General features: G+C 66.0%; 24 protein-coding genes and 1 pseudogene. 8 read left to right on the top strand and 17 right to left on the bottom strand.

What is annotated here, in order from left to right:
* Positions 1 to 22: 22 nt before the first annotated feature.
* From LWC34_RS21095 to LWC34_RS21060, 8 genes are all read right to left on the bottom strand, one after another.
* Positions 23 to 319, bottom strand: a complete 297-nt coding sequence (locus LWC34_RS21095; protein ID WP_233726901.1) for a hypothetical protein — start codon at positions 317 to 319, stop codon at positions 23 to 25.
* Between the two features lie 71 nt (positions 320 to 390).
* Positions 391 to 1149: an ESX secretion-associated protein EspG gene (locus LWC34_RS21090; protein ID WP_233726900.1), complete on the bottom strand. Its 759-nt coding sequence runs from the start codon at positions 1147 to 1149 to the stop codon at positions 391 to 393.
* Positions 1146 to 2351, bottom strand: coding sequence for a hypothetical protein (locus LWC34_RS21085; protein ID WP_233726899.1), 1206 nt, complete (start codon positions 2349 to 2351; stop codon positions 1146 to 1148). Before LWC34_RS21085 ends, LWC34_RS21090 begins: the two co-directional genes overlap by 4 nt.
* A gap of 9 nt (positions 2352 to 2360) precedes the next feature.
* Positions 2361 to 2960, bottom strand: a complete 600-nt coding sequence (locus LWC34_RS21080) for a DUF3558 domain-containing protein (protein WP_233726897.1) — start codon at positions 2958 to 2960, stop codon at positions 2361 to 2363.
* Positions 2953 to 3357 (bottom strand): hypothetical protein, encoded by a 405-nt coding sequence (locus LWC34_RS21075; protein ID WP_233726896.1) that lies wholly within the window; start codon positions 3355 to 3357, stop codon positions 2953 to 2955. Before LWC34_RS21075 ends, LWC34_RS21080 begins: the two co-directional genes overlap by 8 nt.
* A 113-nt stretch (positions 3358 to 3470) precedes the next feature.
* Positions 3471 to 4733 (bottom strand): phosphoribosylamine--glycine ligase, encoded by a 1263-nt coding sequence (gene purD, locus LWC34_RS21070; protein WP_233726894.1) that lies wholly within the window; start codon positions 4731 to 4733, stop codon positions 3471 to 3473.
* 29 nt (positions 4734 to 4762) lie between these two features.
* Entirely contained in the window at positions 4763 to 5743 is a 981-nt protein-coding gene (locus LWC34_RS21065; RefSeq protein ID WP_233726893.1) for a TAXI family TRAP transporter solute-binding subunit, read from the bottom strand.
* Positions 5736 to 7739 carry a TRAP transporter permease gene (locus tag LWC34_RS21060; protein WP_233726891.1) on the bottom strand — a complete coding sequence of 668 codons (2004 nt, stop codon included), beginning with the start codon at positions 7737 to 7739 and terminating at the stop codon, positions 5736 to 5738. The genes LWC34_RS21065 and LWC34_RS21060 overlap by 8 nt, the downstream gene beginning before the upstream one ends.
* A 170-nt stretch (positions 7740 to 7909) precedes the next feature.
* Here LWC34_RS21060 and LWC34_RS21055 point away from each other — a divergent pair, with 170 nt between their 5' ends.
* Positions 7910 to 9013: a glycerophosphodiester phosphodiesterase gene (locus tag LWC34_RS21055; RefSeq protein WP_233726890.1), complete on the top strand. Its 1104-nt coding sequence runs from the start codon at positions 7910 to 7912 to the stop codon at positions 9011 to 9013.
* Between the two features lie 740 nt (positions 9014 to 9753).
* Here the strand turns inward: LWC34_RS21055 and LWC34_RS21050 are convergent.
* Positions 9754 to 9957, bottom strand: a pseudogene (locus tag LWC34_RS21050) (UBP-type zinc finger domain-containing protein); the annotation flags it as partial.
* 106 nt (positions 9958 to 10063) lie between these two features.
* On the opposite strand from LWC34_RS21050, the gene LWC34_RS21045 reads away from it, so the two are divergent.
* Complete coding sequence (locus tag LWC34_RS21045) at positions 10064 to 11617, top strand: Na+/H+ antiporter (RefSeq protein WP_233726887.1); 1554 nt, start codon at positions 10064 to 10066, stop codon at positions 11615 to 11617.
* Here the strand turns inward: LWC34_RS21045 and LWC34_RS21040 are convergent.
* The 5 genes from LWC34_RS21040 to LWC34_RS21020 all read right to left on the bottom strand — a co-directional run bounded on the left by LWC34_RS21040 (position 11579) and on the right by LWC34_RS21020 (position 16484).
* Positions 11579 to 12700, bottom strand: a complete 1122-nt coding sequence (locus tag LWC34_RS21040) for an LLM class flavin-dependent oxidoreductase (protein WP_233726886.1) — start codon at positions 12698 to 12700, stop codon at positions 11579 to 11581. The two genes, LWC34_RS21045 and LWC34_RS21040, sit on opposite strands and share 39 nt — an antisense overlap.
* A complete protein-coding gene (locus LWC34_RS21035) occupies positions 12697 to 13671 on the bottom strand; it encodes an ABC transporter substrate-binding protein (protein WP_233728796.1) in 975 nt (324 codons plus the stop codon). The genes LWC34_RS21040 and LWC34_RS21035 overlap by 4 nt, the downstream gene beginning before the upstream one ends.
* Complete coding sequence (locus LWC34_RS21030; RefSeq protein ID WP_233726884.1) at positions 13658 to 14329, bottom strand: ABC transporter ATP-binding protein; 672 nt, start codon at positions 14327 to 14329, stop codon at positions 13658 to 13660. Before LWC34_RS21030 ends, LWC34_RS21035 begins: the two co-directional genes overlap by 14 nt.
* Positions 14317 to 15129 carry an ABC transporter permease gene (locus LWC34_RS21025; RefSeq protein ID WP_233726883.1) on the bottom strand — a complete coding sequence of 271 codons (813 nt, stop codon included), beginning with the start codon at positions 15127 to 15129 and terminating at the stop codon, positions 14317 to 14319. Before LWC34_RS21025 ends, LWC34_RS21030 begins: the two co-directional genes overlap by 13 nt.
* Positions 15130 to 15194: 65 nt before the next feature.
* Entirely contained in the window at positions 15195 to 16484 is a 1290-nt protein-coding gene (locus tag LWC34_RS21020; RefSeq protein ID WP_233726881.1) for an adenylosuccinate synthase, read from the bottom strand.
* Positions 16485 to 16550: 66 nt separating this feature from the next.
* Here LWC34_RS21020 and LWC34_RS21015 point away from each other — a divergent pair, with 66 nt between their 5' ends.
* From LWC34_RS21015 to LWC34_RS21005, 3 genes are all read left to right on the top strand, one after another.
* Positions 16551 to 17222 (top strand): hypothetical protein, encoded by a 672-nt coding sequence (locus tag LWC34_RS21015; RefSeq protein WP_233726880.1) that lies wholly within the window; start codon positions 16551 to 16553, stop codon positions 17220 to 17222.
* Between the two features lie 87 nt (positions 17223 to 17309).
* Positions 17310 to 17456: a hypothetical protein gene (locus LWC34_RS21010; RefSeq protein WP_233726878.1), complete on the top strand. Its 147-nt coding sequence runs from the start codon at positions 17310 to 17312 to the stop codon at positions 17454 to 17456.
* A gap of 80 nt (positions 17457 to 17536) precedes the next feature.
* Positions 17537 to 18163: an HNH endonuclease family protein gene (locus LWC34_RS21005; RefSeq protein ID WP_233726877.1), complete on the top strand. Its 627-nt coding sequence runs from the start codon at positions 17537 to 17539 to the stop codon at positions 18161 to 18163.
* Between the two features lie 47 nt (positions 18164 to 18210).
* Here the strand turns inward: LWC34_RS21005 and LWC34_RS21000 are convergent, their stop codons facing one another.
* Together LWC34_RS21000 and fbaA are read right to left on the bottom strand one after the other, a co-directional pair.
* Positions 18211 to 18609: a DUF3151 domain-containing protein gene (locus LWC34_RS21000; protein ID WP_233726876.1), complete on the bottom strand. Its 399-nt coding sequence runs from the start codon at positions 18607 to 18609 to the stop codon at positions 18211 to 18213.
* Positions 18610 to 18975: 366 nt separating this feature from the next.
* Positions 18976 to 20010: a class II fructose-bisphosphate aldolase gene (gene fbaA / locus LWC34_RS20995; RefSeq protein WP_233726874.1), complete on the bottom strand. Its 1035-nt coding sequence runs from the start codon at positions 20008 to 20010 to the stop codon at positions 18976 to 18978.
* Between the two features lie 66 nt (positions 20011 to 20076).
* Between fbaA and LWC34_RS20990 the strand changes: the two genes are divergently transcribed.
* Positions 20077 to 20361 carry a DUF427 domain-containing protein gene (locus LWC34_RS20990; protein ID WP_233726873.1) on the top strand — a complete coding sequence of 95 codons (285 nt, stop codon included), beginning with the start codon at positions 20077 to 20079 and terminating at the stop codon, positions 20359 to 20361.
* A 133-nt stretch (positions 20362 to 20494) separates the two neighbouring features.
* Entirely contained in the window at positions 20495 to 21505 is a 1011-nt protein-coding gene (locus LWC34_RS20985) for a nitric oxide synthase oxygenase (protein ID WP_233726871.1), read from the top strand.
* Here the strand turns inward: LWC34_RS20985 and LWC34_RS20980 are convergent.
* Positions 21497 to 22324 (bottom strand): LLM class F420-dependent oxidoreductase, encoded by an 828-nt coding sequence (locus tag LWC34_RS20980; RefSeq protein ID WP_233726869.1) that lies wholly within the window; start codon positions 22322 to 22324, stop codon positions 21497 to 21499. The genes LWC34_RS20985 and LWC34_RS20980 overlap by 9 nt on opposite strands.
* A gap of 100 nt (positions 22325 to 22424) precedes the next feature.
* Here LWC34_RS20980 and LWC34_RS20975 point away from each other — a divergent pair, with 100 nt between their 5' ends.
* Positions 22425 to 25154 (top strand): AfsR/SARP family transcriptional regulator, encoded by a 2730-nt coding sequence (locus tag LWC34_RS20975; protein ID WP_233726868.1) that lies wholly within the window; start codon positions 22425 to 22427, stop codon positions 25152 to 25154.
* The last annotated feature ends 15 nt before the right edge of the window (positions 25155 to 25169 follow it).

Raw genomic sequence — 25169 nt, 5'->3', positions numbered from 1 at the left:
CTCAGCCCCTCCCCGGAGAAAATCAGACCTGATATGTCTTGGCGGTGTGCTGTTCGACGTTCTGCACGCTCTGGATCACCGCGTCCAACGACCGCGCGATCCCGTCGAGCAGGCTCTCGGCTTTCTCGAACTCGCTCTGCATCAGCTTGTTCACCACGTCGACCGCACTGGACACCGCGCCGGAACTTGGCAGCTCGCCATAGGCGCCCGGATCGCTCGGCACGCCCGTGAACGAATCGGCGATCTGGCCGAACTTCGGCTTGAAGTTCTGCACGGTCGTCATGCAGTTGTTGATCGCCGCAAGGTTGTAGTCGGCCACGTCCCCACCCTTCGCCCCACATCTGTGACGCCGGAGCACCCCTCCCCGGTTCCGCCAACCTTAGAGCGAATTCACACCTCGTCGAGCAATTCCCACACAAACGTGGCAAGCCGGTGATTGTCCGCGGGTGACACGGTCAGCCACATCCGCCCGTCCGGGCTCGGCTTCACCAGATCGAGGTAACGGCCAGAGCCGGTGTCATGGAAAGCGACAACTCGTTCGGCACGGACAATTCGCTGATCCCGATGCCGTCGTTCGGCACCGAACTGGCCACGCGTGGAGATTCCGTTGAGCATCGAAGTCAACGCGTGCGCCTCGGCCAACAGAACGCCTTTGGACTCAAGGGCGGTGACGAACTTCCGGGTGTCACCGCCCGATTCCTCGTCCGCGCCGACAACGAGATCGTTGGGCACGCTCACCGAACGGCCACCGCCCGAGCCCAGTTCACCGGCGACGGACACCGCCGACTCGGCGAGCGCGCTGTCCCGCGCCGGAATCAGCCAGACCTTGCCTTCGTCGACCACAGCGAGCTGAGCCTCCCGGCCAGCCATGGCCGCAAACGCTTTCACCTCGCGTCCAGCCCACACCCACACGTCGATGCTGACCTGCGGATGCGCCAGGATCTCCAGCTTGTCCACCAGTTCGGGCGTGGCCCGGCCGGACTGAGCCAGCCCACGCGCCTCAAGCGCCTTCCATGTCTTGCGGACCAGCTCGGCCCGCTCAGCGTGCGTCTTGCCGGGACTGGGCACGTCGAAGGCGACATGCCGGTCCGGCAGCCGTTCGCTCTCCCAGATGACGTCGAACTCCAGCGCGGAGAGAACCAGGCTCACTCGTCGTCGTCTTCACCCAGAACCGACGGCATGACCATGCGTCCGTCGGCGAACACGTCCTCGGCTTCGATGCCGTACTTACGGACGTGCTCCGCATCCTCTTCGCTCTGCGCGGTGCCCGCGGCAGGCTGCATCATCGACGCGCCAGGCTTGCTCGTCGACCCAACCCGTTCAGCCGCTCTCGCTGCCGCCTCCCCAGGAGGCAGAGCGCCAGCGGCCGCGCCACGTGAGCCACCCGACGGTGGCACCGCGACCCCACCAGGCCGTCCACCGCGAGGCGCCAAACGGTCCTTGTCGGCGACCGAACCCACGGCCGCACCACCACCAGCACCCCCGGCCATGCCAGCGACGGCCGCGGTCATGCCTTCGTAGTACGGACGCATCGGCGGAGTCGGAGGTGTCGAAGCCGGAAAGCCGGTCGTTGGACCAGGCATCGGCCCGATGCCGACGGTCTTGCCGGGAGGACCGCCCGTCGGTGCTGGTCCAGGCTGTCCACCGCCGCCTAGGGGGTTGATGGGTGCGTCGAAGGACCCGATCGGCGCGCCACCACCGGGCAGACCTGACGTCGGGGAACCACCGGTCGGGACGCCCGAACCACCAGCGCGGATACCGGAAATGCTGGTCCCGGAGCCATTCCTGGGCGGAGGTGCCGCGTCGAGGCTCATGTTCGGCGGAACCGGCAGGCCTTGATAACCGGCCAGGTTGTTGCGACTGGCGTTGGCGTAGTTGTTCATGGCGTCGACGGCCTGAGCCCGCGCGGCTTGGGTGCGCTGGACTTCCTTGGAGTGGTCCGTGGTGTGCAGCAGGAGCTTGTCGGCCAGGTTGTAGTCCTTGGCGCCCCTCAGCGCGCTCGACTCCGGGGCGCAGTTGCGAGTGCGTGAGTAATCATCGCCCTGGTTGCACACAGCCCCAGCGGAACTGGTGATGGTGCCCGTGGCCGCGCCGCCGTACTGGGCGGAGTCGGTCATCACGACCTGGGCGTCGTCACTGGACGCGCCAGTCCATTCGACGCCGATCTTGCCGAGCTCGGTGCGGAGGGTTTCGTCGGTCTGCTTGAGGCTGTTGGCGATCGCGGTGAGCGCGTCGACCGCGCGGTTCATGCTTTCCGAGCCACGCCCCTGCCGGATCTGGTCGACCATGCCGGCGAGTTCCTCGTTGCTGTAACCGGCGAATCGGTAGTCACCGATATCAGGTCCAGGCATGACGGTTCCTCACTTCAAGATCTTGAGAGTCTGCATGGCCAGGGTGGCGGCCTCTTCACTCTTCTGACACATCTGATCCTGGCTGAACGCATTGCGGGTTGGCCGGAACACGACCATCAATTGCTGGCCGTTGGCGACACCCACCGCGGTGGCGCAGTCGAACGCGCCGCCACTGCCGCGGATGTGGTAGTCCGCTGCCGGGAATCCATCAACCGAGACCAGGCGAGCTTGGACATTCCGTTTTCCGCTGAGCCAGGGTTCGAATCCTTCGCTCGTGATCGCCCAGACCTCATAGTCGAATGACGCCGGACCGTCGACACCATCCATCAGGCATTGCGGGGACCCCTTGAAGGCATCGCCATCCTGGGTCTTGTTGCGTTGCCGCTTGACTTTGATCTGATCGAGCTGGGCCTGGCTGTACAGCTTGCACGGATCGACGCCATCCAGCTTGATTTCCCGCGGTCTTGGCGGAATGGCCGCGCTCGGCGCCTGCGGACCGCTGGCGGCCTGCCCGCCACCGGCAGGCGGAACCGCCTGACCGGGTTCTGTCTCGGTGCACCCGGTCAGCGCCACCGCGGAAAGCAGCGTGACCATCACTGACTTACGCAACCGTCGTCGTCCCGAAAACGGCTGCGATGTCCTGCTCGTTGAATCCATAGGTCTTCGCGCTGTCCCGAAGTTGAGTCATGAGCTTGCGCAGGCTGCCGACATACTCGGTGATCCGGGCCGCATAGGAATCGTCCGCAAGTACCAGCCGATAGTTCCAAGCCTCCGCGGCGTCGACACTGACCGGGTCGTCGGCCGTTGCCTCGATCATCAACGATCGCCCATGTGAGGAGAACGTGTCGTTCAGTGCATCGATCTGAGCCTGGATGATCTTTGCCGCGGCCAGCACGTTGTCGTGGTTGACCTTCATCGTTGCCGTGCTCGCTGGTGCCTCTGGCAGTACCTCCGGCACCATTGCCAGCACTTTCGCAAAGAAATTTGAGCCGGTCGTCTCGTTCATTCACGCACCCCCGTACGTTCCGTAGTCGTCCGGTCTCGCTTCGTAGGCTACCAACGCTGGTAGACCGCTACCTGAAGTTTGACGGAGAAACCGGCTGGCTGGTTCCACCCAATTCAGCTAGCGGGAACCGCGACCTCCCCACGGGACGCACGCAGGGCGATGTCCGTCCGGTGATGTGACCCGGCGAGGTGCAGGTTCTCGACCCGACGGTACGCATCCTGACGCGCGGCCTCCAGAGACTCACCAGTTCCCACGACCGACAGCACTCGGCCGCCCGTCGAAACCACAGCTCCGTCGTCGCGGCGGCGGGTGCCTGCGTGCAGGACTCCCTCGGCCTCGCTGCCTGCGATCACGTCGCCGGTCCGAGGCCTGCCTGGGTAGCCTTCGGCTGCTACGACCACCGTGACCGCTGAGCCGTCTTCCCACTCCAGCGGGGGTTGCGCGGCCAGGGTCCCCGTGGCCACGGAGGACAGGAGCTCGCCCAACGGGGTACGCAGCAGGGCCAGCACCGCTTGGGTTTCCGGGTCGCCGAAACGGCAGTTGAACTCGATCACCGAGGGTCCGGTCGGGGTGATCGCCAGGCCTGCGTACAGCAGCCCGGAGAAGGGCACGCCACGGTTCGCCATCTCGTCCACGACCGGCTGGACGATGTCGGACACGATCCTGGACACCAGTTCGTCCTCGGCCCAGGGCAGCGGTGTGTACGCGCCCATTCCTCCGGTGTTCGGGCCGCTGTCGCCGTCGCCGACGCGCTTGAAGTCCTGCGCGGGCAGCAGTGGCACCACTGTCCGGTCGTCGACCAGGCAGAACAGCGATACCTCTGGTCCTGACAGGAAGGATTCCAGCAGGACCGGGTGGCCGCCTTCGAGCAATGTCATCGCGTGCGCACGGGCGGTCGCCAAATCCGTCGTCACGACGACGCCCTTTCCTGCCGCCAGGCCGTCGTCCTTGACGACCCAGGTTGGGCCGAAGCGCTGGAGGGCCGCGTCCAGGCGGGCTGGGTTGTCCACGATCTCGCTGTGCGCGGTCGCCACTCCGGCGGAGGCCATGATGTCCTTGGCGAACGCCTTCGAGCCTTCGATCTGCGCCGCCGCGGCCGACGGGCCGAAGCATGCGATGCCCGCGGCTCGGACCGCGTCGGCAACACCTTCGACCAACGGACCCTCTGGGCCGACGACGACCAGGTCGGCCTTCCATCTGGTCGCGAGGGCCGCGACCTCAACTGGGTCAGCCACTGAGACGCCGTACTGCTCAGCGACCGCGGCTATGCCGGCATTGCCCGGCGCACAGGCCAGCGCGGTGACCTTCGGGTCCCGTGACAGGCCAAGTACCAGGGCATGTTCTCGGGCCCCAGACCCGATGACCAGAACTCGCACGACTGATGAGGATAGGTGCCGCGCTCGGTTCAGCTCACGCCGAGGGCCTGCTTCGCACCCGGGTGGAGTGGTACTGGATCGGTCTTGACGGCCGTTTCTTTGGTGATGTCCTTTGCCGACGGGTGAGTCTTTTCCAAATCCGCCTTCTTGTCGAAGATCAGCTTGGTGATCGCGCACGCGTTCGCGGCCGGGAAGTCGTCCCGGACGAGCAGCAGGTTCGGCACGACGATGGTCGGCACGTCCGCGGGCTGCTTGTAGGTCGCGGCCGGGATGGTGCCCTGGTCGTAGACCGAGTTGAGCTGCTTGAGCGCACCCAGCTGCGGGGTGATGTCGATGAACTTCACTTTGTCGCCCATGGAGGTGGTCAGGTCCGTGATCTCGGGCGTCGGCAGGCCGCCGGACCAGACCAGTCCGTCGATCTTGCCTTCCTTCATGCCGTCGACGGTCTGGCGCAGCGCGAGCCGCTGCGGCGACAGATCCGCGTCCTTCAGGCCCGCGGCCTGCAGCAGGCGGTTGGCGATCACCTCGGTGCCGGACTTCGGCGAGCCGGTGGAGATCCGCTTGCCACGGAAGTCCACGACGCTGTTGATGCCGCTGTCGGTCCGCACGAGCACCTGCGTGTAGTTCGAGTAGATCCGGGCCAGTGCCTGGACTTTCTGCGGTTTGCCCTCGAACGCGGACTTGCCTTCCACCGCGTCGGCCGCGGTGTCGGCCAGCGAGAAGGCGATGTCGTAGGTCTTGTCGCCGAGCTGCTGGATGTTCTGCACGGACGCGCCGGTGTCCGCCGCGGTCGCCTTCAGCTTGGAGTTGTTGCTGATCACCTGGGCAAGGCCGCCGCCAAGGACGTAGTACACGCCGCCGACGTTGCCGGTGGCGATGGTCACGCGGCCGTCCGCCGCCTCACACGCGCCGTTGGCGGGCTGCTGAGCCGTGGGGGCGTCCTCCCGCTTGCCGCCGCAGCCGGTGGCCACCAGCGCGAGTCCCAGTACGCCAATCAGTGTCCTACGCACTGTCGATCTCCTCTTTGTCCTTGTTCCGCAAGATCAGGTGTACGACGAGGGCGGCAACGGCGAAGCCCGCGCCGATCGCGATGGAAAGTGGCTGGAGATACAGCAACAACAACGCCGCTGGCACGCACAAGATCCGTACCGCAAGCTTCGTCGGACCTATCAGCCAACCGGTCGTGACGACGGCGAGCACAGCGACACCGAGCGCCGAAACGGCCGTCACCCAGACAACATCGAGGAACGAACCCTGCATCAGCAAGGCGGATCCGTTGTCGGTCAGCACGAACGCAAGCGGCACAAGGAAAGCGGGCAGCGTGTACTTCCACGTCTGCCACATGGTCTTGATCACGGCGCCGCCGGTGATGGCCGACGCGGCGACGGCGGCGAGCGCGGTCGGCGGCGTGACCTCGGAAAGCACCGCGTAGTAGAAGATGAACATCGCGGTCTCGGCGGGCTGCACGCCCAACGTGATCAGCGCGGGACCGATCACCACCCACGAGATGATGAACGAAGCCGTGACCGGAACCGCGAGGCCGAGCACGCACACTGCCAAGGCACAGAACACAACCGTGCATGCGAGCACAACGGTTGGGTTGTCCGACAAGGAGTTCGCGGCCTTGACCAACGCGTCCGCGAGCACCTGGCCCAAACCGGTCTTGGTGATCGTCGAGGTGATCACGCCAGCCGCGGCACACACCGCGATCACCGGCAGCGCCCCACGAATACCTTCGGCCAGCGAGTCGACGAGTTCCTTCAGCCAGGCGATGACAGCGGCACGCTTGACGGACCCGAAAAGCTTGGTGGCCAACGAGAACAAAGCCGCGACACCGGACGCGTAAACCACTGCGGAGAACGGCGGGATGTCCAACGCCAGGAACACCACGATGATCGCCAGCGAGGCGAAGTGGTATCCGCCCTTGACCAGGACCGTCCAGGCTTTCGGTGTGTCGACGTCCACCGAATGCGCCCCGAAGCGACGGGCATCGGCTTCGACCGCGAACACAATCCCCAGGTAGTACAGCAAAGTCGGGATGATCGCCCAGAGGAGAACCGTCAGGTAGGACGTTTCCAAGTACTCGGCGATGATGAACGCGGCCGCACCGAGCGTCGGCGGCGACAGGATCGCGCCGATGCCGGACGCGGCAAGCAAACCACCCGCGTTTTCCTTGGGATACCCGGCTTTCTTCAGGATCGGCCAGGTGATCGCGCCGAGCGTGACCGTGGTCGCGGTGCCCGAACCGGAGACCGTGCCGAGCAGGAATCCCGACAGCGCGGTGGTCCGGCCCGGAGCGGTCCTGGACTTACGGAACAACGCGAAGCTGAAGTCGACGAAGAAGTTGCCCGCGCCCGAGTTGGCGAGCACGGCGCCGTAGATCGTGAACAGCACGATGTACGTGGCCGCGACGTCGAGCGGCGTGCCGTAGAAGCCGTTGCTCGGGTCGTACAGCGCGCTGATGATCTCGTCGAAGTTCATTCCCGCGTGCGAGATCGCCCAGCTCTGTGGCAGAAACCCGCCATAGTAGGCGTACGCGAGGAAGACAAGGCAGATGATCGGCAGGATCAACCCGGTGGTTCGCCGGGTGGCCTCAAGGATCAGCAGCAACAGCACCGCACCGGCCAGTACGTCCACAGTGGACAACTGGCCTTGCCGGTCGAGGAAGTCGTCGAACCCGGTCAGCAGCGGGTAAAGCGCGACCACCAGGGTGATCGCGGACAGTACCCAGTCGATCACGCCGGGGTCGTCTTCTTCCTTGGCCTTGCGGCCACCCGGCCGGTATGACAGGAAGACGAGCGGCAGCGTGACCGCGAGGAAGATCACCAGGTAGTACTGGTTGCCCTGGTCGAACGGCAGGAAGACCTGCTTGAGCACCAAGAGCGCGACGCCGGCGCCGATGATCCACAGCGCCCGCTCCCAGCGCGGGGACAGCTTGCGCGCGGGGCGTTCCTCATCGTGCGCGCCGACGATCTCATCGACATCTGGCCTGGGGCCGACCGTCACTCAAACTCTCCCGAACTGGTCTTTTCCCGACAAAGGTAGAGGCACGTTACCCCGTGACGTGGCGCTGGCCACAAGATTGACTCCCACCCGAGATGTTCACCTTCAGATCGGTTGCCGGACGACAACCGGATGTAGCGTCCACGCACTTCGTTTCAACAAGGAGGCACGTGATGGGTAAGCGACTCGCCGCACTGGCGTTGTCGGGGTTCGCGCTGGTCGCCCTGGTGGGCTCGGCGGCCGCGGACCAGGACTCGCGCGGTGGGGGTGAGCAGGCCAAACCGCTGATCTTCGGCCACCGCGGCGCCTCTGGCTACCGGCCAGAGCACACACTGGCCTCGTACGAGCTTGCCGCCCGGATGGGCGCGGACTACATCGAGCCGGACCTGGTGTCGACCAAGGACGGCGTGCTTGTCGCCCGGCACGAGAACGAGATCGGCGGTACGACCGACGTCGCCTCGCACCCCGAGTTCACCGGCCGCAAGACCACCAAGATCATCGACGGCAGCCCGCTGACCGGCTGGTTCACCGAGGACTTCACCCTCGCCGAACTGAAGACGCTGCGGGCGACCGAGCGGATCCCGGACATCCGCCAGCGCAACACGATCTACAACAAGCGTTTCGAGGTGCCGACCTTCCAGGAGGTCATCGACCTGACCAAGCGCTTGTCCTGGGAGCTCAAGCGGGACATCGGGATCGCCCCGGAGACCAAGCACCCGACGTACTTCCAGTCGATCGGCAAGCCGCTGGAGCCTGCCCTGATCCGCACACTCGACCGAAACGGTCTGAACAAGCCACAGGCCAAGGTCGTGGTGCAGTCCTTCGAGGTCAGCAACCTGGTCTCGCTCAACCGCTCGCTGCGGGTCCAGCTGGTGCAGCTGACCAGCGCCACGGGAGCGCCCTACGACTTCATCGCCAAGGGCGACAAGCGCACGTACGCGGACATCGTCAGCCCGGCTGGCCTGCGTGAGGTCGCGAAGTACGCCGACTGGCTCGGCCCGGAGAAGGCCCAGATCATCCCCCGGGACGCGGCAGGGTTCCTGCAGGCGCCGACCTCATTGGTCAGTGACTCGCACAAGGCGGGCCTGAAGGTGGTCCCGTACACCTTCCGCAACGAGAACAGCTTCCTGCCAGCTGACTTCCGCTCGTCCGCGGTGGCGGCGGAGTACGGCAACGCGATCGGCGAGTTCGAGAAGTTCTTCGCGACCGGAATCGACGGGATCTTCACGGACAACACGGACACCGGAGTCGAAGCACGCAAAGCCACGGGCCATTAACCCAACACCTGCGCGAGAGAGCCCTACCCCGCCAATGTGCGGGGTAGGGCACCAAACCGACCTCGCATGCAAACAAAGGGTTACCCCACCTTGGTCGAGAGCTCGGGCAGCATACCCACCGTGTCCGAGCCCAAGGTTTACCCCACCTTGGTCGAGAGCTCGGGCAGCATACCCACCGTGTGCGAGCCCAAGGTTTACCCCACCTTGCGTGCGGGTTGGGCGGTGTGCCGACCTTGGTTGAGGGGATGAAGGGTTGGGCCTGGAATGTGCGGCGTGCACCCGGTAGCACAATGACGTATCGCCGTGAGCGGTAGCGAACAGGCGGGGAGTCAGCGACGGGTGCCCGCGCGTGTCTGCCGCTCCGGCATGGCGTGTTGAACGCGCGAGCGGCGCACGGTGGCGAGCAAGCAGGCCGAAAGCGAGTCGAGCAGTTTGACTCGCCGTGCCGGTGGGGCGGACACGCGGAAGATCACCCCAGCCAACCCGGCTGGACCGCGAAGCCAGCAACGGGGCCGGGCCTGTCGGTATCGCCGGGCCGTAAAAGTCGGGGCTTCCACCGGACGGTGTCTGGCATTGCAGCGCCCTGGCGCGTGTCCACCGTTCCGTCACGGTGTGTCAAACTGCTCGACTCGCTTCCAGCCTGGTTGCTTCTCCCCGTGCGCCGCTCGCGCGTTCAACACACCATGACGGAGCCGGTGGACACGCGAACACGCGCGTGCACACGCGAGGGGGCTCTGGGGTTAGACCAGCTTGTTGTCTACGTAGCACCAGCGCCAGGCTTCGCCGGGTTCGTACGAGCGCATTACTGGGTGGCCGTCTTTGTGGAAGTGGCCGGTCGCGTGCCGGTAGGGGCTCGAGTCGCAGCAGGCTACGTGCCCGCAGGTCAGGCATTTGCGGAGGTGGACCCAGCCCGTCTCGCCGAGTTCGATGCACTCGGCGCAGCCGGAGACGCAGTCGACCTCGGGTTCGGGCGGCAGTTCGGCAACGTGCGTACAGCTCATGGTGAGATTCAACGCTGGATGGACCGGAATGACACCCGGGGGTGAGAACTTGCACGGAACTGACTTGCTCCTGCTGCTGGCGGGTTCGCTCGCAGTCGCCACGCTGGCGCGACGATTGAACTGGTCGGCGCCCTTGCTGCTGGTCGCGGTGGGTCTCGCGGTGTCGTTCATCCCCGGCATGCCCGCGTTCGAGATGGACCCCGAGCTGATCTTGCTGCTGGTCCTGCCGCCGCTGCTGTACTCGGCCGCGCTGGACAGCTCGTATCTGAACATCAAGGCGAACCTCAAGCCGATCGGCCTGCTGTCGGTCGGGCTGGTTCTCGCCACGATGGCCGTGGTCGGGTTCGTGGCGCACTGGCTCATCCCTGGGCTGTCCCTGGCCGCCGCGTTCGTCCTCGGGGCCGTGGTGGCGCCTCCAGACGCTGTTGCGGCCGTCTCCATTGGACGCAGGCTGGGGTTGCCGCGACGGACCATGACGATCCTGGCGGGCGAGAGCCTGGCCAACGACGCGAGCGCGCTGACGGCGTTCCGGGTCGCGGTCGCCGCGGCGACTGGCACGGCAGCGGTCTCGTTCGGCAACAGCGTGGTCGCGTTCATCGTCAGCGCGCTTGGCGGGATCGTGATCGGGTACGTACTCGGTGTCGTCGTGCACTGGGTTCGGATGCGGATCGGCGACGGCGTGCTGGAAAGTGCCCTTGGCATGCTTGTGCCGTTCGGAACGTACTTGCTGGCCGAGTCGGTTCACGTGTCCGGTGTGCTTGCTGTGGTCGTCGCTGGCTTGTACCTCGGCCACAACTCGCCACGAGCGGGTTACGCGACCCGGCTGCAGGAGACCGCGGTCTGGCGGTCGGTGGACATGTTGCTGGAATCGCTGGTGTTCGCGCTGATCGGCCTGCAGCTGCCGTCGGTGATCACGTCGCAGATCACTGTGCACATTGGCTTGACCGCGGCGATCCTGCTGGTTGTCACGATCGCGATCCGGTTCGTCTGGATGTTCCCGGCGACCTATCTGCCCAGGTTCATGTTCAAGAAGACCAGGGAACGCGAAGCCGATCCTGGTTGGCGTGGTGTGGTCGTGGTCTCGTGGGCGGGAATGCGCGGCGTCGTGTCGTTGGCCGCCGCTGCCGCCATTCCGCCGAATATGCCCGGCCGGGACATGGTTTTGTTCTGCGCGTTCGTGATCACGGTCGGCACGCTGTTGTTGCAAGGTCTCACGTTGCCGGTACTGATCAGGAAGCTCGGGGTACGCGGAGACGAGCAGCAGTCCGACAACCTGGCCGAGGCGCAGGTCCAGCACCGCGCGGCCGAGGTCTCGGTGACTCGCCTCGACGCAGCGATCAACGACCACGCAGCCCCCGACTACATCGTGGAACGGCTGCGCAACCTGGCCGAGATGCGCGGCAACGCGGCGTGGGAACGGCTTGGCCGCCAGGAAACCGAAAGCCCGGCCGCCGCGCATCGGCGGCTGCGCCGGGTGATGGTGGAGGCCGAGCGGGAGGTCTTCATCGCCGCGCGGGACGCCCGCGAGATCGACGATGAAGTCCTCCGCCGGGTGCTGCGTGAACTAGACCTGGAGGAGGCTCGCCTCGCCAGGGACGAGTAGGCCGCGCCTGGCCAGCTCCGGCCGCACGCCTTCGCCGAACCAGTAGGCCTCTTCCAGGTGCGGGTAGCCGGACAGGACGAACTCGGTGATGCCGATCGCGTGGTACTCGGCAATCAGGTCGGCGACCTCGGAATGGCTGCCGACCAACGCCGTTCCGGCGCCGCCACGCACCAAGCCGATGCCCGCCCACAGGCCTGGGTGGATCTCCAGGCCACGCACGCCCTTGTCCAGCGCGCCCTTGTGCAGCTCGACCATTCGTTGCTGCCCAACGGATTCACTCGCGGCCAGCTGCGCTTGGGCCTTGGCGACCTGTGCCGGGTCGAGCGCGTCGAACAGCTTGCCCGCCTCTGCCCAGGCTTCCTCGGACGTGTCACGGGAAATGGTGTGCAGCCGGACACCGAACCGCAGCGGCCGGTCGGTCAACGCCCGCACGGCCGCGATCTTCGCCGCGACCTGGGCTGGCGGTTCGCCCCACGTCAGGTACACGTCCGCAGCCTTCGCGGCGACGGGCAATGCGGCAGCCGACGAGCCGCCGAAGTAGATCTCTGGCAAGGGATCCGGCGGGGCGAGCACGGTCGCGCCCGCGACCCGGTAGTGCGCGCCATCGAAGTCGAACGGCTTGCCCGACCACACGCCGCGCACGATCTCCAGGAATTCCGCGGTGCGCGCGTAGCGCTGGTCGTGGTCGTGCCAGTCGCCGAATCGTTGCTGCTCAATGGCATCGCCGCCGGTCACCACGTTGAGCAGGAGCCGTCCGTTGGAGATCCGTTGGTACGTGGCCGCCATCTGCGCGGCCAACGTCGGCGAGATGACACCGGGCCGGAAGGCGACAAGGAACTTCAGGCGGGACGTGTGCGCGATCAGCGCCGCGGTCGTCAGCCACGCGTCCTCGCACCAGGTCCCGGTCGGGGTGAGCACGCCCGTGAAGCCGAGTTGTTCGGCAGCGCGTGCGACCTGCGCTAGGTAGTCGATATCCGCCGGGCGTTGCGCTGGCGCGCCGAGGGAACGGTTGGCGTGGAAGCGTTCCACGATCGTCCTGCCGTCGCCGGAGGTTGGCAGGAACCAGTGCAGTGTGATGCTCATTGGACGCTCCCGAGATCGGCCGCGTAGCGTTTGTCCACGAAGCCAGCGAAATCTACTGTGGACGGCAGGACCTTGTCGTCGGTGAAGGCGTTGGTCAGTTCCTGTTCAGAACCGATGACTGTGTCGTCCAACGGGACCGGCAGATCCGGTCCTTGCGCGGTCGCCGCCAGTGTCACGTTGACGGGCAGGCCCGTTTCCGCCGCCCATGCCTTTGCCCAGTCCTCGCGGTGCGCGTCCGACCACTTCTGCGCCTTGGCGATCCGGGTCACGTAGTCCTTGATCGCCGCGTTCTTTCCAGGATCGGCCAATGCCGCCTGCCCGGCGACCTGGAAGGTGTAGCCGTTGGCAACCCCGCGGCCGTCGGTGAGCACCTGGGCACCTGCCTCCAGTTTCGCCTGTGAGGTATACGGATCCCAGATCGCCCACGCGTCGACGCGCTTCTGTGTGAACGCCGCGTACGCGTCGGCCGGTTGCAGGAAGTTCAGCTTGACGTCCTGAGTGGACAGACCGGCTTTCTTCAGTGTCAGCAGGATCTGGCCGTGCGCCGAACTGCCCTTGGCCACCGCGATGCTCTTGCCGCGCAGGTCTTCGATCGCGCGCAGCGACGACCCCTGCGGCACCAGCAACGCGTCACTTTCGACGTTGCCCTTGCTGGAGCTGACGATCGCGATCTTCGCCTTGGCCGCGGCCGCGAAGATCGGCGGAGTGTTGCCGACCGCGCCGATGTCGATCCCACCAGCCGACGCCGCCTCCAGCAGCGGCGGGCCGGATGAGAACGTGGACCATTCGATCTTGTACGGCGTCTTGTCCAGCCCTGCCGTGGTCAGCAAGGTCTTTGAGCCGCCCTTCTGGTCGCCGATCTTGAGCACGACATTGGCGAGGTCAACCGGCCCGGTCGACACAGGCGTGCCCTGACCGCACGCGGCTAAGCCGAACAGCGCGATAGCCAGAATTCCGTTACGCAGTCGCATTCTCACTCACTCCAAGGTCGGCGAGGATTCGCTGGCGGACGCCCGGACCGGGCTCGTACTCACTGACGATCTGGCCACCGGACAACACAAGCAGCCGCTGCGCCAGGCGCAAAGCCTCGTCCACGTCGTGCGTCACCAGCAGGACCGAAGGCTGATGTGCCCGCCACAGGTCACGAACCAGGCGATGCATCGCCAACCTTGTCAACGCGTCCAACGCTGCGAACGGCTCGTCGAGCAGCAGCAGATCAGGCTCTCGAACCAATGCTCTGGCAAGGGAAACGCGCTGCGCTTCACCCCCGGACAAGGTCCGCGGCCACTTGTCCGCATGATCGGCGAGGCGCACCTCATCGAGAGCTTTCAAGGCCAAGTCGCGCCCAGCGTCCGGTTTGTGCAGTCCCAGCACAATGTTTCGCCAGACCCGGCGCCACGGCAACAGCCGAGGTTGCTGGAACGCCACCGAAACCGTGCCGTCGACATGCGCTTCACCCTCGACTTCACGGTCAAGCCCGGCGAGCACCCTGAGCAAGGTCGATTTGCCGGAACCGCTGTGCCCCAACAAGGCCACGAACTCGCCCGGCGCGATGTCCAGGTCCAGCCCGTCTAGCACGGTTCTTGTACCGAAGCGCTTGGTCAGCCCGCGTACCGTCACGCCCGCCATGCCAGCGCCCTCCTTTCCAGCAGCCGCACCAAGGCGTCCGTGACCAGGCCGAGGATCGCGTACACGACAAGGCCGACCACGATCACGTCGGTACGCAGGAAGTCGCGGGCGTTGTTGATCAGATAACCGAGGCCCGCGTCCGCGTTGACCTGTTCACCGACGATCAGTGAAAGCCAGGCGATACCCAGCGATTGCCTTACGCCGACAAGGGTTTGCGGGATCGCGGACGGCAGAACGACGTGCCACAGGCGCTCGGTCCGGGTGAACCCCAAGGCCGTTGTCGCCTCGATCAGCTGCGGCTCGGTGTTCCGGATGCCGGAATGCACGTTGAGGTACAAGGGAAACGCGACACCCAGCGTGACCAGGGCGATCTTGGGTTCCTCGCCGATGCCGAACCACAGGATGAACAACGGGATCAGGCCGAGGAACGGCAGCGTGCGCAGCATCTGCACGGGCGGGTCGACCAGGGCCTGGCCCCACTTCGACAGCCCGGAGATCACACCGAGGGTCAGGCCGATGACGGCGCCGAGCACGAAACCGATGGCCACGCGGCGCAACGAGACGACGAACGCTTCGCCCAGTTCGCCCGATTGCGCCAGTTCGACGGCCGACTGCAGGACCGTCCACGGCGAGCTGAGTTTGTCCGGCGGCAGCACGCCGGTACCGCTGGCCAGCTGCCAGAGTACGACTATCGCAAGTGGACTGATCCACCTGCGGAGGTCAGGGACTTTGCGGCGCCGCTTCTTCGGCGGCGCCGCAACGGGTTGGGCGGCCACCGGCTGGATCACGACGGAGCTCATGGGCTCCGAGTGTTCTCAGCCGGTCAGCCGGTGGTCAACGCTTCCCAGATGGTGAACGTGCCTTGTCAGCGCACCATTTCGTGGCGGACGATCGTCTGGTCGCGGCCGGGGCCGACGCCGATCGCCGAAACCCTGGCGCCCGACAGCTCTTCCAACCGCTCGACGTAGGCGCGCGCGTTTGCCGGGAGTTCCTCGAACTGCCGGCATTCGCTGATGTCCTCCCACCAACCCGGCATCTCCTCGTACACCGGGATGGCGTGGTGCACGTCGGTCTGCGTCATCGGCATGTCATCGAGCCGTCGGCCATCCACTTCGTACCCGACACAGATCGGCACAGTGTCCAAACCAGACAGAATGTCCAACTTGGTGAGGAAGTAGTCGGTGATGCCGTTGACCCGCTGCGCGTAACGCGCGATGACCGCGTCGAACCAGCCGGTGCGCCGCGAACGTCCGGTGGTGACACCGAATTCGCCGCCCTGCTTGCGCAGGTTCTCGCCCACCTCGTCGGTCAGTTCGGTCGGGAACGGCCCGGAGCCGACGCGCGTGGTGTACGCCTTCAGGATGCCGATCACGGTCGTGATCCGGGTCGGGCCGATGCCCGAACCCGCGCTGGCGCCACCGGAAGTCGGGTTCGAGGACGTGACGAACGGGTACGTGCCGTGGTCGACGTCCAGCAGGGTGCCCTGCGAGCCCTCCAGCAGCACGTTCTCGCCACGCTCAAGCGCCTGGTTGAGCAGCAGACGCGTGTCGGCGATCCGGCTGAGGAACTTGCTGCCCTGCTCAAGGACGGTGTCCACGACCTGGTTCGGGTCAAGCGCACGGTGGTTGTAGACCTTGACCAGCACCTGGTTCTTGAAGTCCAGTGCCGCGTCGACCTTCTGGCGCATGATCTTCTCGTCGAGCAGGTCCTGCACCCGCACGCCGACCCTGGCGACCTTGTCCTGGTAGCACGGCCCGATGCCCCGGCCGGTCGTGCCGATCTTGGCCTTGCCCAGGTACCGCTCGGTGACCTTATCGATGGCCACGTGATACGGCATGATCAAGTGCGCGTCCGCGGAGATCAGCAGCCTGCTGGTGTCCACACCGCGGTTCTCCAGCCCGGAGAGCTCGTCGAGCAGCACACCCGGATCCACAACGACCCCGTTGCCGATCACGTTGTTGACGTTCGGGCTGAGGATGCCTGAGGGGATCAGGTGCAGCGCGAAGTTCTGCCCGTCGGGAAGAACCACGGTGTGCCCTGCGTTGTTGCCGCCTTGGTAGCGGACGACCCACTGGACGCGGTCACCGAACAGGTCGGTTGCCTTGCCTTTACCTTCGTCGCCCCATTGGGCGCCGATGACCACGATGGCCGGCATGTGAAACTCCAGGGTGGATTCGGGCGTGCGAAATGCCGGTAAGTGAGACTAGACCAGGAGCTCAGCGTGGGTGCACTCGTACTGGCCTGCGGCGATTCGGCCGGACACGGTTGGTTGACGTCGTTGACCGAGCGTGATGACGTCGAGATCCGGCCGGTACCGGCGATCCCGGCCCGCCCGGACATAGATCCCCTGCTCGCGGGCCTTTCCGGACGCCGTCTGGTGGTCGTCGGGACGGACGCGGACCTCGCCGCCGTCACTCTCCGGCTGGTGCGGAAAGAACTCGTCGATTCCGTCACTATCGGATTCGTGCCGGTTGGTGAGTCGGCCGTGGCGGACCTCTGGAACCTGCCGTCGAACCCGGTCGAGGTAGCTCTGCACGGCGAAGTCGACCCGGTCCCGCTGCTGCGTGACGACGCCGGAGGCGTGCTCGTCGGACTCGGCAAGATCGGGCCAACTCGCGGGGTCGGCTACTGCGACGACACGACCGCCCTGCGTGGCGCGGCCAGCGGCATCGAGGTCACGCCCGATCCTTCTGGCCGCGACGGGCTAGTCGTCCGTGTGATCCGCCGGGGGTTGCTCGGCAAGCGCGTCAGCGAGTTCCGTGGGCGTGCGTTTCAGCTCGGCAGCCTGCCCGTGACCCCGGTCAAGGACGGCGTCCCGCACCCTCGGCAGACAGAGCGCTGGACTTGGTACCGGCACACCTCAGACCTGCGGGTCGCGCGCGGCCTCATCTGACTTTGAGCAGCGCTGGGTCGCGTTCTTCGAGCACATCGCCGCATACGAACGGCTCTACAAGGCCTGACTGGGAAAGATGGCAATCATTTGGTCCCGACCGTCCTCGGCGCCATCGCGGTCCAGTCGATCACGTGGTGGCTGACGCATGATCGTCCCTGTTCAGCGGCCGAGATCGCCGATCAGACGGCACGGCTGATGCGCGCCGTGGTCGAGTCCGAGTTACGGCATCAGTAGTACTGGCGTCACCCAGACGTATTGCCCACGCCATCTCCGTGAGTCACGGTCGATCGACCCTGCTTTGTCACGGAGGTGACATGTTCGCCAAACATGCCTTACGGACCCTGCTGCTCGTCGTCGCCCTGTTGCTCGGAATGGTCGTGGTGGCGTCGGCGACCCCGCCAGGCATTCCCAGCGCAGCCACCGCACGCACGCAGCTGAACTCCTTGCAGGTGGCCGCCGACGGGACGATGACCGGCTACAGCCGCGATCTCTTCCCGCACTGGTCCACCGTTTCCGGCACCTGCAACACCAGAGAGCAGGTGCTGAAGCGGGACGGCACGAACGTCGTCGTCGACTCGTCGTGCGCCGCCACGTCAGGCCGCTGGTTCAGCCCATACGACGGCGCCACGTGGACAGCCGCGTCGGACGTCGACATCGACCACATCATCCCGCTCGCCAACGCATGGCGGACCGGAGCGCGGTCGTGGACGACGGCCAAGCGCCAGCAGTTCGCCAACGACCTGTCCGGCCCGCAGCTGATCGCCGTGACCGACGACGTCAACCAGGCCAAGGGCGACAAGTCACCGGAGGCGTGGAAGCCGCCAGCCACGGGCTACTGGTGCACCTACGCCAGGATGTGGATCGGCTCGAAGCACAAGTGGGTGCTGACCGTGAACTCGGCGGAGAAGGCCGCGCTGAACACGATGCTCGACCGCTGCTGAAATGCCGTGAAGGTCTTCTTGCCTTCGCGGCGTTCAACAGGCCCTCGCTAGATCCCGGGGGCGGCTGGGTCGGAGTCCTCGATGAACTTGCGGACCCGGTCGTACTCCTCGGTCTCACCGATGGCGTTGGCGGCCTTTCCCAAGGCTGCCAGCGCCCTCAGGAAACCCTGGTTGGGCCGGTGGCTCCACGGCACGGGCCCGAAACCCTTCCAGCCGTTGCGCCGCAACTGGTCAAGGCCGCGGTGGTAGCCGGTGCGGGCGTAGGCGTAGGCCGCGACCGCCTCGCCCTTGTCGAGGGCCTGCTCGGCGAGAACAGCCCAGGCTTCACTGAAGTCCGGCCACTGGGCGGCGACCTCGGCGGCGTCTTTCCCTGACTCGATGGCGGCCTGCTGCTCGGCACGCTCGGGCAGCAATGTCGGTTCTGGGCCAAGCAGGTTGTTCTGCATGACCCCATCCAATCAGCTCAGCAAGCCAGCCAGAGCCCCGAGGGTGGCGAGAGCGAGACAAGCGAGAACAACGACAGCGACTACGCGTTTGGGCATCACGCCCCAGCACCTTGGCCGCAGTCGCGGCTGGCGGCAACAAAGTTCACCCGCTCGATCGGGTGACGGCTATCGGGTGGATGTTATCGCGGTGGCCACCCGGCGACCGCTCGACATCAGCCACCCAATGTGGCACTCCGGTCGAAGCCCGCGCACGGAATGTGCATTTCGGTGTGCCGGAATGGTGGACACGGTCTTCAGGAACGGTGGACACGGCGTGAAGAAGCCCGCGCCTTGGTTGGGGCGCGGGCTTCTGTGGGTGGTGCTTGGTCAGCCGGCGATCATGCGGCCGGCCGACTTCAGGTGCTGGCAGGCTTCGATGATCCGGTCGGCCATGCCGACCTCTGCCTTCTTCAGGTAGCTGCGCGGGTCGTAGGTCTTCTTGTTGCCGACCTCGCCGTCGATCTTCAGCACGCCGTCGTAGTTCTTGAAGAAGTGGTCGACGACCGGGCGCGTGAACGCGTACTGCGTGTCGGTGTCGATGTTCATCTTCACCACGCCGTACGACAGGGCCTCGTGGATCTCCGAGAGCTCCGAGCCCGAGCCGCCGTGGAAGACCAGCTCGAACGGCTTGGCGTCGGCCGGGCGGCCGAGCTTCTGCGCCGCGACTTCCTGGCCACGCTTGAGCACCTCGGGACGCAGCTTCACGTTGCCCGGCTTGTACACGCCGTGCACGTTGCCGAAGGTCGCGGCGAGCAGGTAGCGGCCGCGCTCACCGGCGCCGAGGGCGTCGATCGTCTTGAGGTAGTCCTCTTCCGAGGTGTAGAGCTTGTCGTTGATCTCGTTGGCGACGCCGTCTTCCTCGCCGCCGACCACGCCGATCTCGACCTCGAGGATGATGTTCGCCTCGACGGTCTGCGACAGCAGCTCCGCCGCGATCTTCAGGTTCTCGTCGATCGGCACGGCCGATCCGTCCCACATGTGCGACTGGAACAGCGGGTTCTGGCCCTTGGCCACGCGCTGCTTGCTGATCTCGATCAGCGGCCGGACGAAGCCGTCCAGCTTGTCCTTCGGGCAGTGGTCGGTGTGCAGCGCGATGTTCACGGGGTAGCGGTCGGCTACCACGTGCGCGAACTCCGCCAGCGCGACCGCGCCGGTGACCATGTCCTTCACCTTGGTGCCGGACGCGAACTCGGCGCCACCGGTTGACACCTGGATGATGCCGTCGCTCTGCGCCTCGGCGAAACCACGCAGTGCCGCGTTCAGGGTCTCCGAGGACGTGACGTTGATGGCCGGGTAAGCGAACTCGTTCTGCTTGGCCCGATCCAGCATCTCCGCATAGACCTCGGGTGTGGCGATGGGCATCGGTCTCGTCCTCCTCGGGGCTGGGATGCCTTTGCAGCCGAATCCTACGAGGCGTTAACTGGCGCTATGGCGATAGCACGGTGGAATGGAACGGTCATAGCGGAGAGTGACAACACGGTGGTCGTGGAGGGGAACCACTATTTCCCGATCGATTCAGTGAACCAGCAGTACTTGCAGCCATCCGAGACCACGTCGGCATGCCACTGGAAGGGCACCGCCAGCTACTACACGTTGTCGGTCGACGGCGCGCAGAACACCGACGCCGCGTGGTACTACACGCAGCCGTTCGAGGCTGCGGCGCAGATCAAGGACCACGTGGCGTTCTGGAAAGGCGTGGATGTCACCGCATAGGGGGAATCAAGTCGATCTTCCACACTGCCGAGCGGGTCACTGTGGGTGTCTGGGTCGCTCGATTGGCTGACCGGGGCTTCTGACCCGTCTGGCAGTGTCGGCAGACCCTGGTCAGCACGTAGATTTCTGGCCCGTGACCGCCCTTTATAACGAAACGATCACCGGCGGTCCGGTCACCTTCGCCGCGGCGGAGGACTTCCTGCGGATGTTCCACGACGCGCATCCCGAGGCGGGCGCTGTGCGCCACCGGCTGGCTGAGGTGCGGGCGGAAATCGCGGAGACCGGCACCTACCGGCACACCCATCAGGAACTGTGTTACGGCGCCAGGGTCGCGCTGCGTGACAGCGGCTGGTGCACGAGTGGCCTGCCGTGGCGACGGCTGAAAGTCCGCGATCTGCGCGGCATCCACAAGGCCTCGGCCGTCGCGGCCCAGTGCTTCGAGCACCTCAGGCTGGCCACGAACGGTGGCAAGATCCAGCCACTCGTCACGGTGTTCGCCCCGGACCGGCCCGACGCGCCCGGCCCACGGATCTGGAACGCCCAGTTGGTCAGCTACGCCGGATACCCGGACATGGGCGACGCGCGCAACGCCGAATTCACCGAGTCCGTCGAGGCTCTCGGCTGGCAGCCGCCCGCGATCCGGACCGCGTTCGACCATCTGCCGTTGGTCGTCAGTACGGGCATGCAGGATCCGCAGCCGTACAAGATCCCGCGTGAGGTGGTCCACGAGGTCCCGCTGACCCACCCGGACCTGCCGTGGTTCGCCGACCTCGGGCTGCGCTGGCCAGCCGTGCCGGTGATCACGAACATGCGCCTGCGGATCGGCGGGGTCGACTATCCGGCGGCGCCGTTCAACACGTGGTTCGTGGGCACCGACATCGGCACACGCAGCCTCGCCGACGACTCGGCGTATGCCATGTTGCATCCGGTGGCCATCCAACTAGGCCTGGACACCTCAACCGACCGGACCCTGTGGCGGGACCGCGCGACTCTGGAGCTCAACCGGGCGGTGCTGCATTCGTTCGACACCGCCCGGGTGACCATCACCGACCATCACGCGGAGACGCAGCACCGGCTGGCCTGGTTGCGATCCCGGCGCAACCGCGGCGACCGGCCCGCGTTTCGCCCGCACACGTCACGCTAGGGCTTTGCCCAAGGTGCGGATTGCGTCCATGTCGAGGGATTTGTCGACCGTGAGCACCTGGATGTTGACGTGGTCCGCGCCTGCTTCGTGGTGCTGCGCGACCGCGGCGACGATGTTGTCGATGCCTTGCGGGATCAACGCGTCGATCAGCCGCTGACTGCCGCCGTCGACGAAGTCCTCCTCGGTGAACCCCAGGCGCAGGAGGTTGTTGGTGTAGTTGGTCAGCTGCAGGTAGAGGCTTGTGTACTCGCGGATGATGTCCGCGGCGACCTCGCGGTCCGGTTCGAGCACGACCGCGATCTCCGGCGCGAGGAGCGGCCCGTCACCCAGGGTCTTGCGGGCCTGCCTGGTGTGCTCGACCGGAACGAAGTACGGGTGCGCGCCGAGGGTGCGCTCGGCCGCGAGGGTCAACACCTTGGGGCCCAACGCGGCCAGCGCACGACCCGACGCGGGCACCCCACCGGTGTCCAGTTCGTCCAAATAGGACACGAGCTTGGTGTACGGCTTCTCGTAGCCGGAGTTGAACAGTTTGTGGCCGGCACCGACGCCGAGCAGGAAGCGGCCGGGGTGCCTCGCCTCGATCCGCCGGTACGACTCGGCGACCTCCCATGCCTCGGTCGTCCAGACGTTGACGATCCCGGTGGCGATCTTCAGCGTGGTCGTCGCGTCCAGCAGCGACTCCGCGATCCGCAGGTCACCGGTTGGCGAACCGCCGAGCCAGAGCGCACCGAACCCGAGTTCCTCGATTTCAGCGGCCCGTTGCGGCCGCTCGGCCCACAAGGGCGTCCCCGTCCAGATACCGACCTTGCCCAGCTGCATGTTCCATCCTCCGATAGGCACACGACGACCCTGCCACAAACAGATACGTTCGATGGACGACGAACATTCCCGTATTCGGTTACCGGATAACCTGGGTTCGGTGGAGTTTCGGATCCTCGGACCACCCGAGATACAGGGCCCGGACGGGTTGGCACAGCCGCGCGGCGATCGGCAGCATGTGCTGTTGTCCGCATTGCTGCTGCAGGCCGACCGAGTCGTCCCGGTGGATCAGCTGATCGACGCCATCTGGGGCGACGACCCGCCCGCCACAGGTCCGGGGGCGCTCTACACGCTGGTGTCGCGGCTGCGACGAGTCCTCGATGCGGCTGGGGCAGGCGAACGCCTGATCAGCCTGCCCTCCGGATACCGGCTGCACGTCGAGCCCGGCGAGCTGGATCTCGCCAGGTTCCGCGCCCACGTCGAGCGCGGACGAGCCGCGGATCAGCCAGCAACGGCGGCGCAGGAGTTGCACGCGGGGCTGAAGCTGTGGCGAGGGCGCGTATTGGACGGCGTGCCCGGCGCCTTCGCCGAGGCCAACGCGACCAGGCTGCACCAGGAACACCTGGCCGCCGTCGAGGACCGGATCGGCGCGGATCTCGCGATGGGCACGCATGCCGAGCTCGTCCCCGAGCTTGGTGCCCTGATCGCCGAGCATCCGTTGCGGGAGGGTCTGCGCGGACAGCTGATGCTGGCGCTGTTCCGGGCCGGGCAGCAGGCCGACGCGCTGCTCGCTTTCCAGGACGCGCGACGGACCTTGATCGACAGTCTCGGCATCGAGCCAGGCCAGGACCTGCAGGATCTCCACCAACGGATCCTGTTGGGCGATCCCAGCCTCGCTGTGCGGCAGGCAAGGCAGCGGCGCAACACTCTGCCAAGGGACATCACCGACTTCACCGGCCGCGAATCCGAACTGCGGCGGATGCTCGACGACTTGTCCCAGCACGAGACCGTGATCGTCTCGACGATCGACGGGATGGCCGGGGCAGGCAAGACCGCGCTCGCGGTGCACGCGGCGCATCGGTTGGCCGAGCACTACGCCGACGGGCAACTGTTCATCGAACTGCACGCGCACACCGCAGGCCAGGAACCAACACCGCCCGGCGACGCTCTCGATGCTTTGCTTGGCGCGCTCGGAGTGCCCGCGGACCGGATCCCGAACCGGGTGGAGGATCGGGCGGCATTGTGGCGTGCGGAATTGGCTGACCGCCGAGTGCTTGTGGTGCTGGACAATGCGGCCGACGCGGCACAGGTTCGCCCGCTGCTGCCTGGCGGCGTGGGGTGCCTGACCTTGATCACCAGCCGTCGTCGGCTCGTCGATCTCGACGACGTCCGCACTGTCACGCTCGGGGAGTTGCCGCCAGACGAGGCCCTTGCCATGTTCAGTCGCATTGTGGGAGACGCACGTCCGGCAGCCGAAGCCGATGTGGCCAAGGAAATTGTGCGCCTGTGCGGTTATCTGCCGTTGGCGATCCGTATCGCCGGTGCGCGGTTGCGCAGCAGGCCGGCGTGGTCCATCCAGCATCTGGCACAACGTCTGCGGGAAAGCCGTCCGCTCGCCGCGGGGGATCGCAGTGTCGCCGCGGCTTTCGAACTGTCCTATCGGTACCTCACTACCGAACAGCAACGCGTGTTTCGGTTGATGGGCTTGCATGCCGGTCCGGATTTCGGTGCACACCTTGCCGCGGCGGTGACCGGTATCGACCTTGACACTGTGGAGCAGGTGCTTGAGGATCTGGTTGACGTCCATCTCCTGCAGCAGAACGAACCGGGGCGATTCCGGTTCCACGATCTGGTTCGCCGGCATGCGAGAGCGTTGGTGTCCACTGAGGACGAAGAGCCAGCCGTTGCCCGGCTGCTCGACTACTTCCTGCACACCGCAGAACTCGCCGCGCGGCGGATCCACCCCCGTGGATACCGGATGGCCGTACATGTCACGTGGCAACCGCCGCACACACCTGATTTGGACAGTTATGACGTAGCATTGTCCTGGCTGGAAACGGAACGGGACAACCTCACCGCCGCGACCACGTTCGCGGCAGAACACGACCGGCTTGCCCACGCGTGGCAGATCCCGCACATGGTCTGGTACTTCTCGTTCCTCCGTGGCTACACGCACGACTGGATCGCCACCCATCAGGTCGCTCTCGCCGCCGCCCGGCAGCTCGGCGATCACGCCGCAGAGGCCGAAACACTGCACAGCCTCGGTGGCGCGTGCTGGCGGGTCGGGCGCTTCGACGAGGCGATCGAGCACTGGCGCCGGGCGATGGAACTGTTCCGCGCAGCCGGAAACCGGCGAGGTGAAGGAAAGGCTCTGCACCGTTTCGGTCTGATCAACGCGTTTCGGGGAGACCTTGACGAGGCTGTGCACCACTACGAGCAGGCCCTGCCGCTTTTGCGCGAGACCGGCGAGCAGTGGACCGAGGCGATCGTACTGACCCATCTCGCTGGCGCGTACGCCTTGGCTGGCAAGGAAGACAAGGCGATGGAAACCTACGGCCATGCCGCCGCCGTCGTCGACGAGATGGGCGAGAAGTGGGTGGACAGCTGCGTCCGTGTCTACTTTGGTGCGTTCTACCGGCAAACGGGCCGGTACCAGGAGGCACTCGACCAGCACTGGCGAGCACTCGCGCTCAAGCGCGAGATCGGCGATCGCGGTGCGGAGAGCGAACTGCTCAGCGACCTCGGTGACACGTATCTCGCTGCGGGACAGCCCGATCGGGCAATCTCCTTGTACGAGCAGTCCCTCGCGCTCGCCACTGACGTACTCGACCGCAAGCAGCAGAATGTGGTTCGGCGCAAGCTCGCCGATGCGGTGGCCGACATCAGGTGAGTCCCTGGGCTATGT

The sequence above is a fragment of the Kibdelosporangium philippinense genome, from assembly GCF_021390435.2.
Lineage (GTDB): Bacteria > Actinomycetota > Actinomycetes > Mycobacteriales > Pseudonocardiaceae > Kibdelosporangium > Kibdelosporangium philippinense.
The sequence above is the reverse complement of the archived record's forward strand: the minus strand, read 5'-3'. Positions and strand labels throughout refer to the sequence as shown.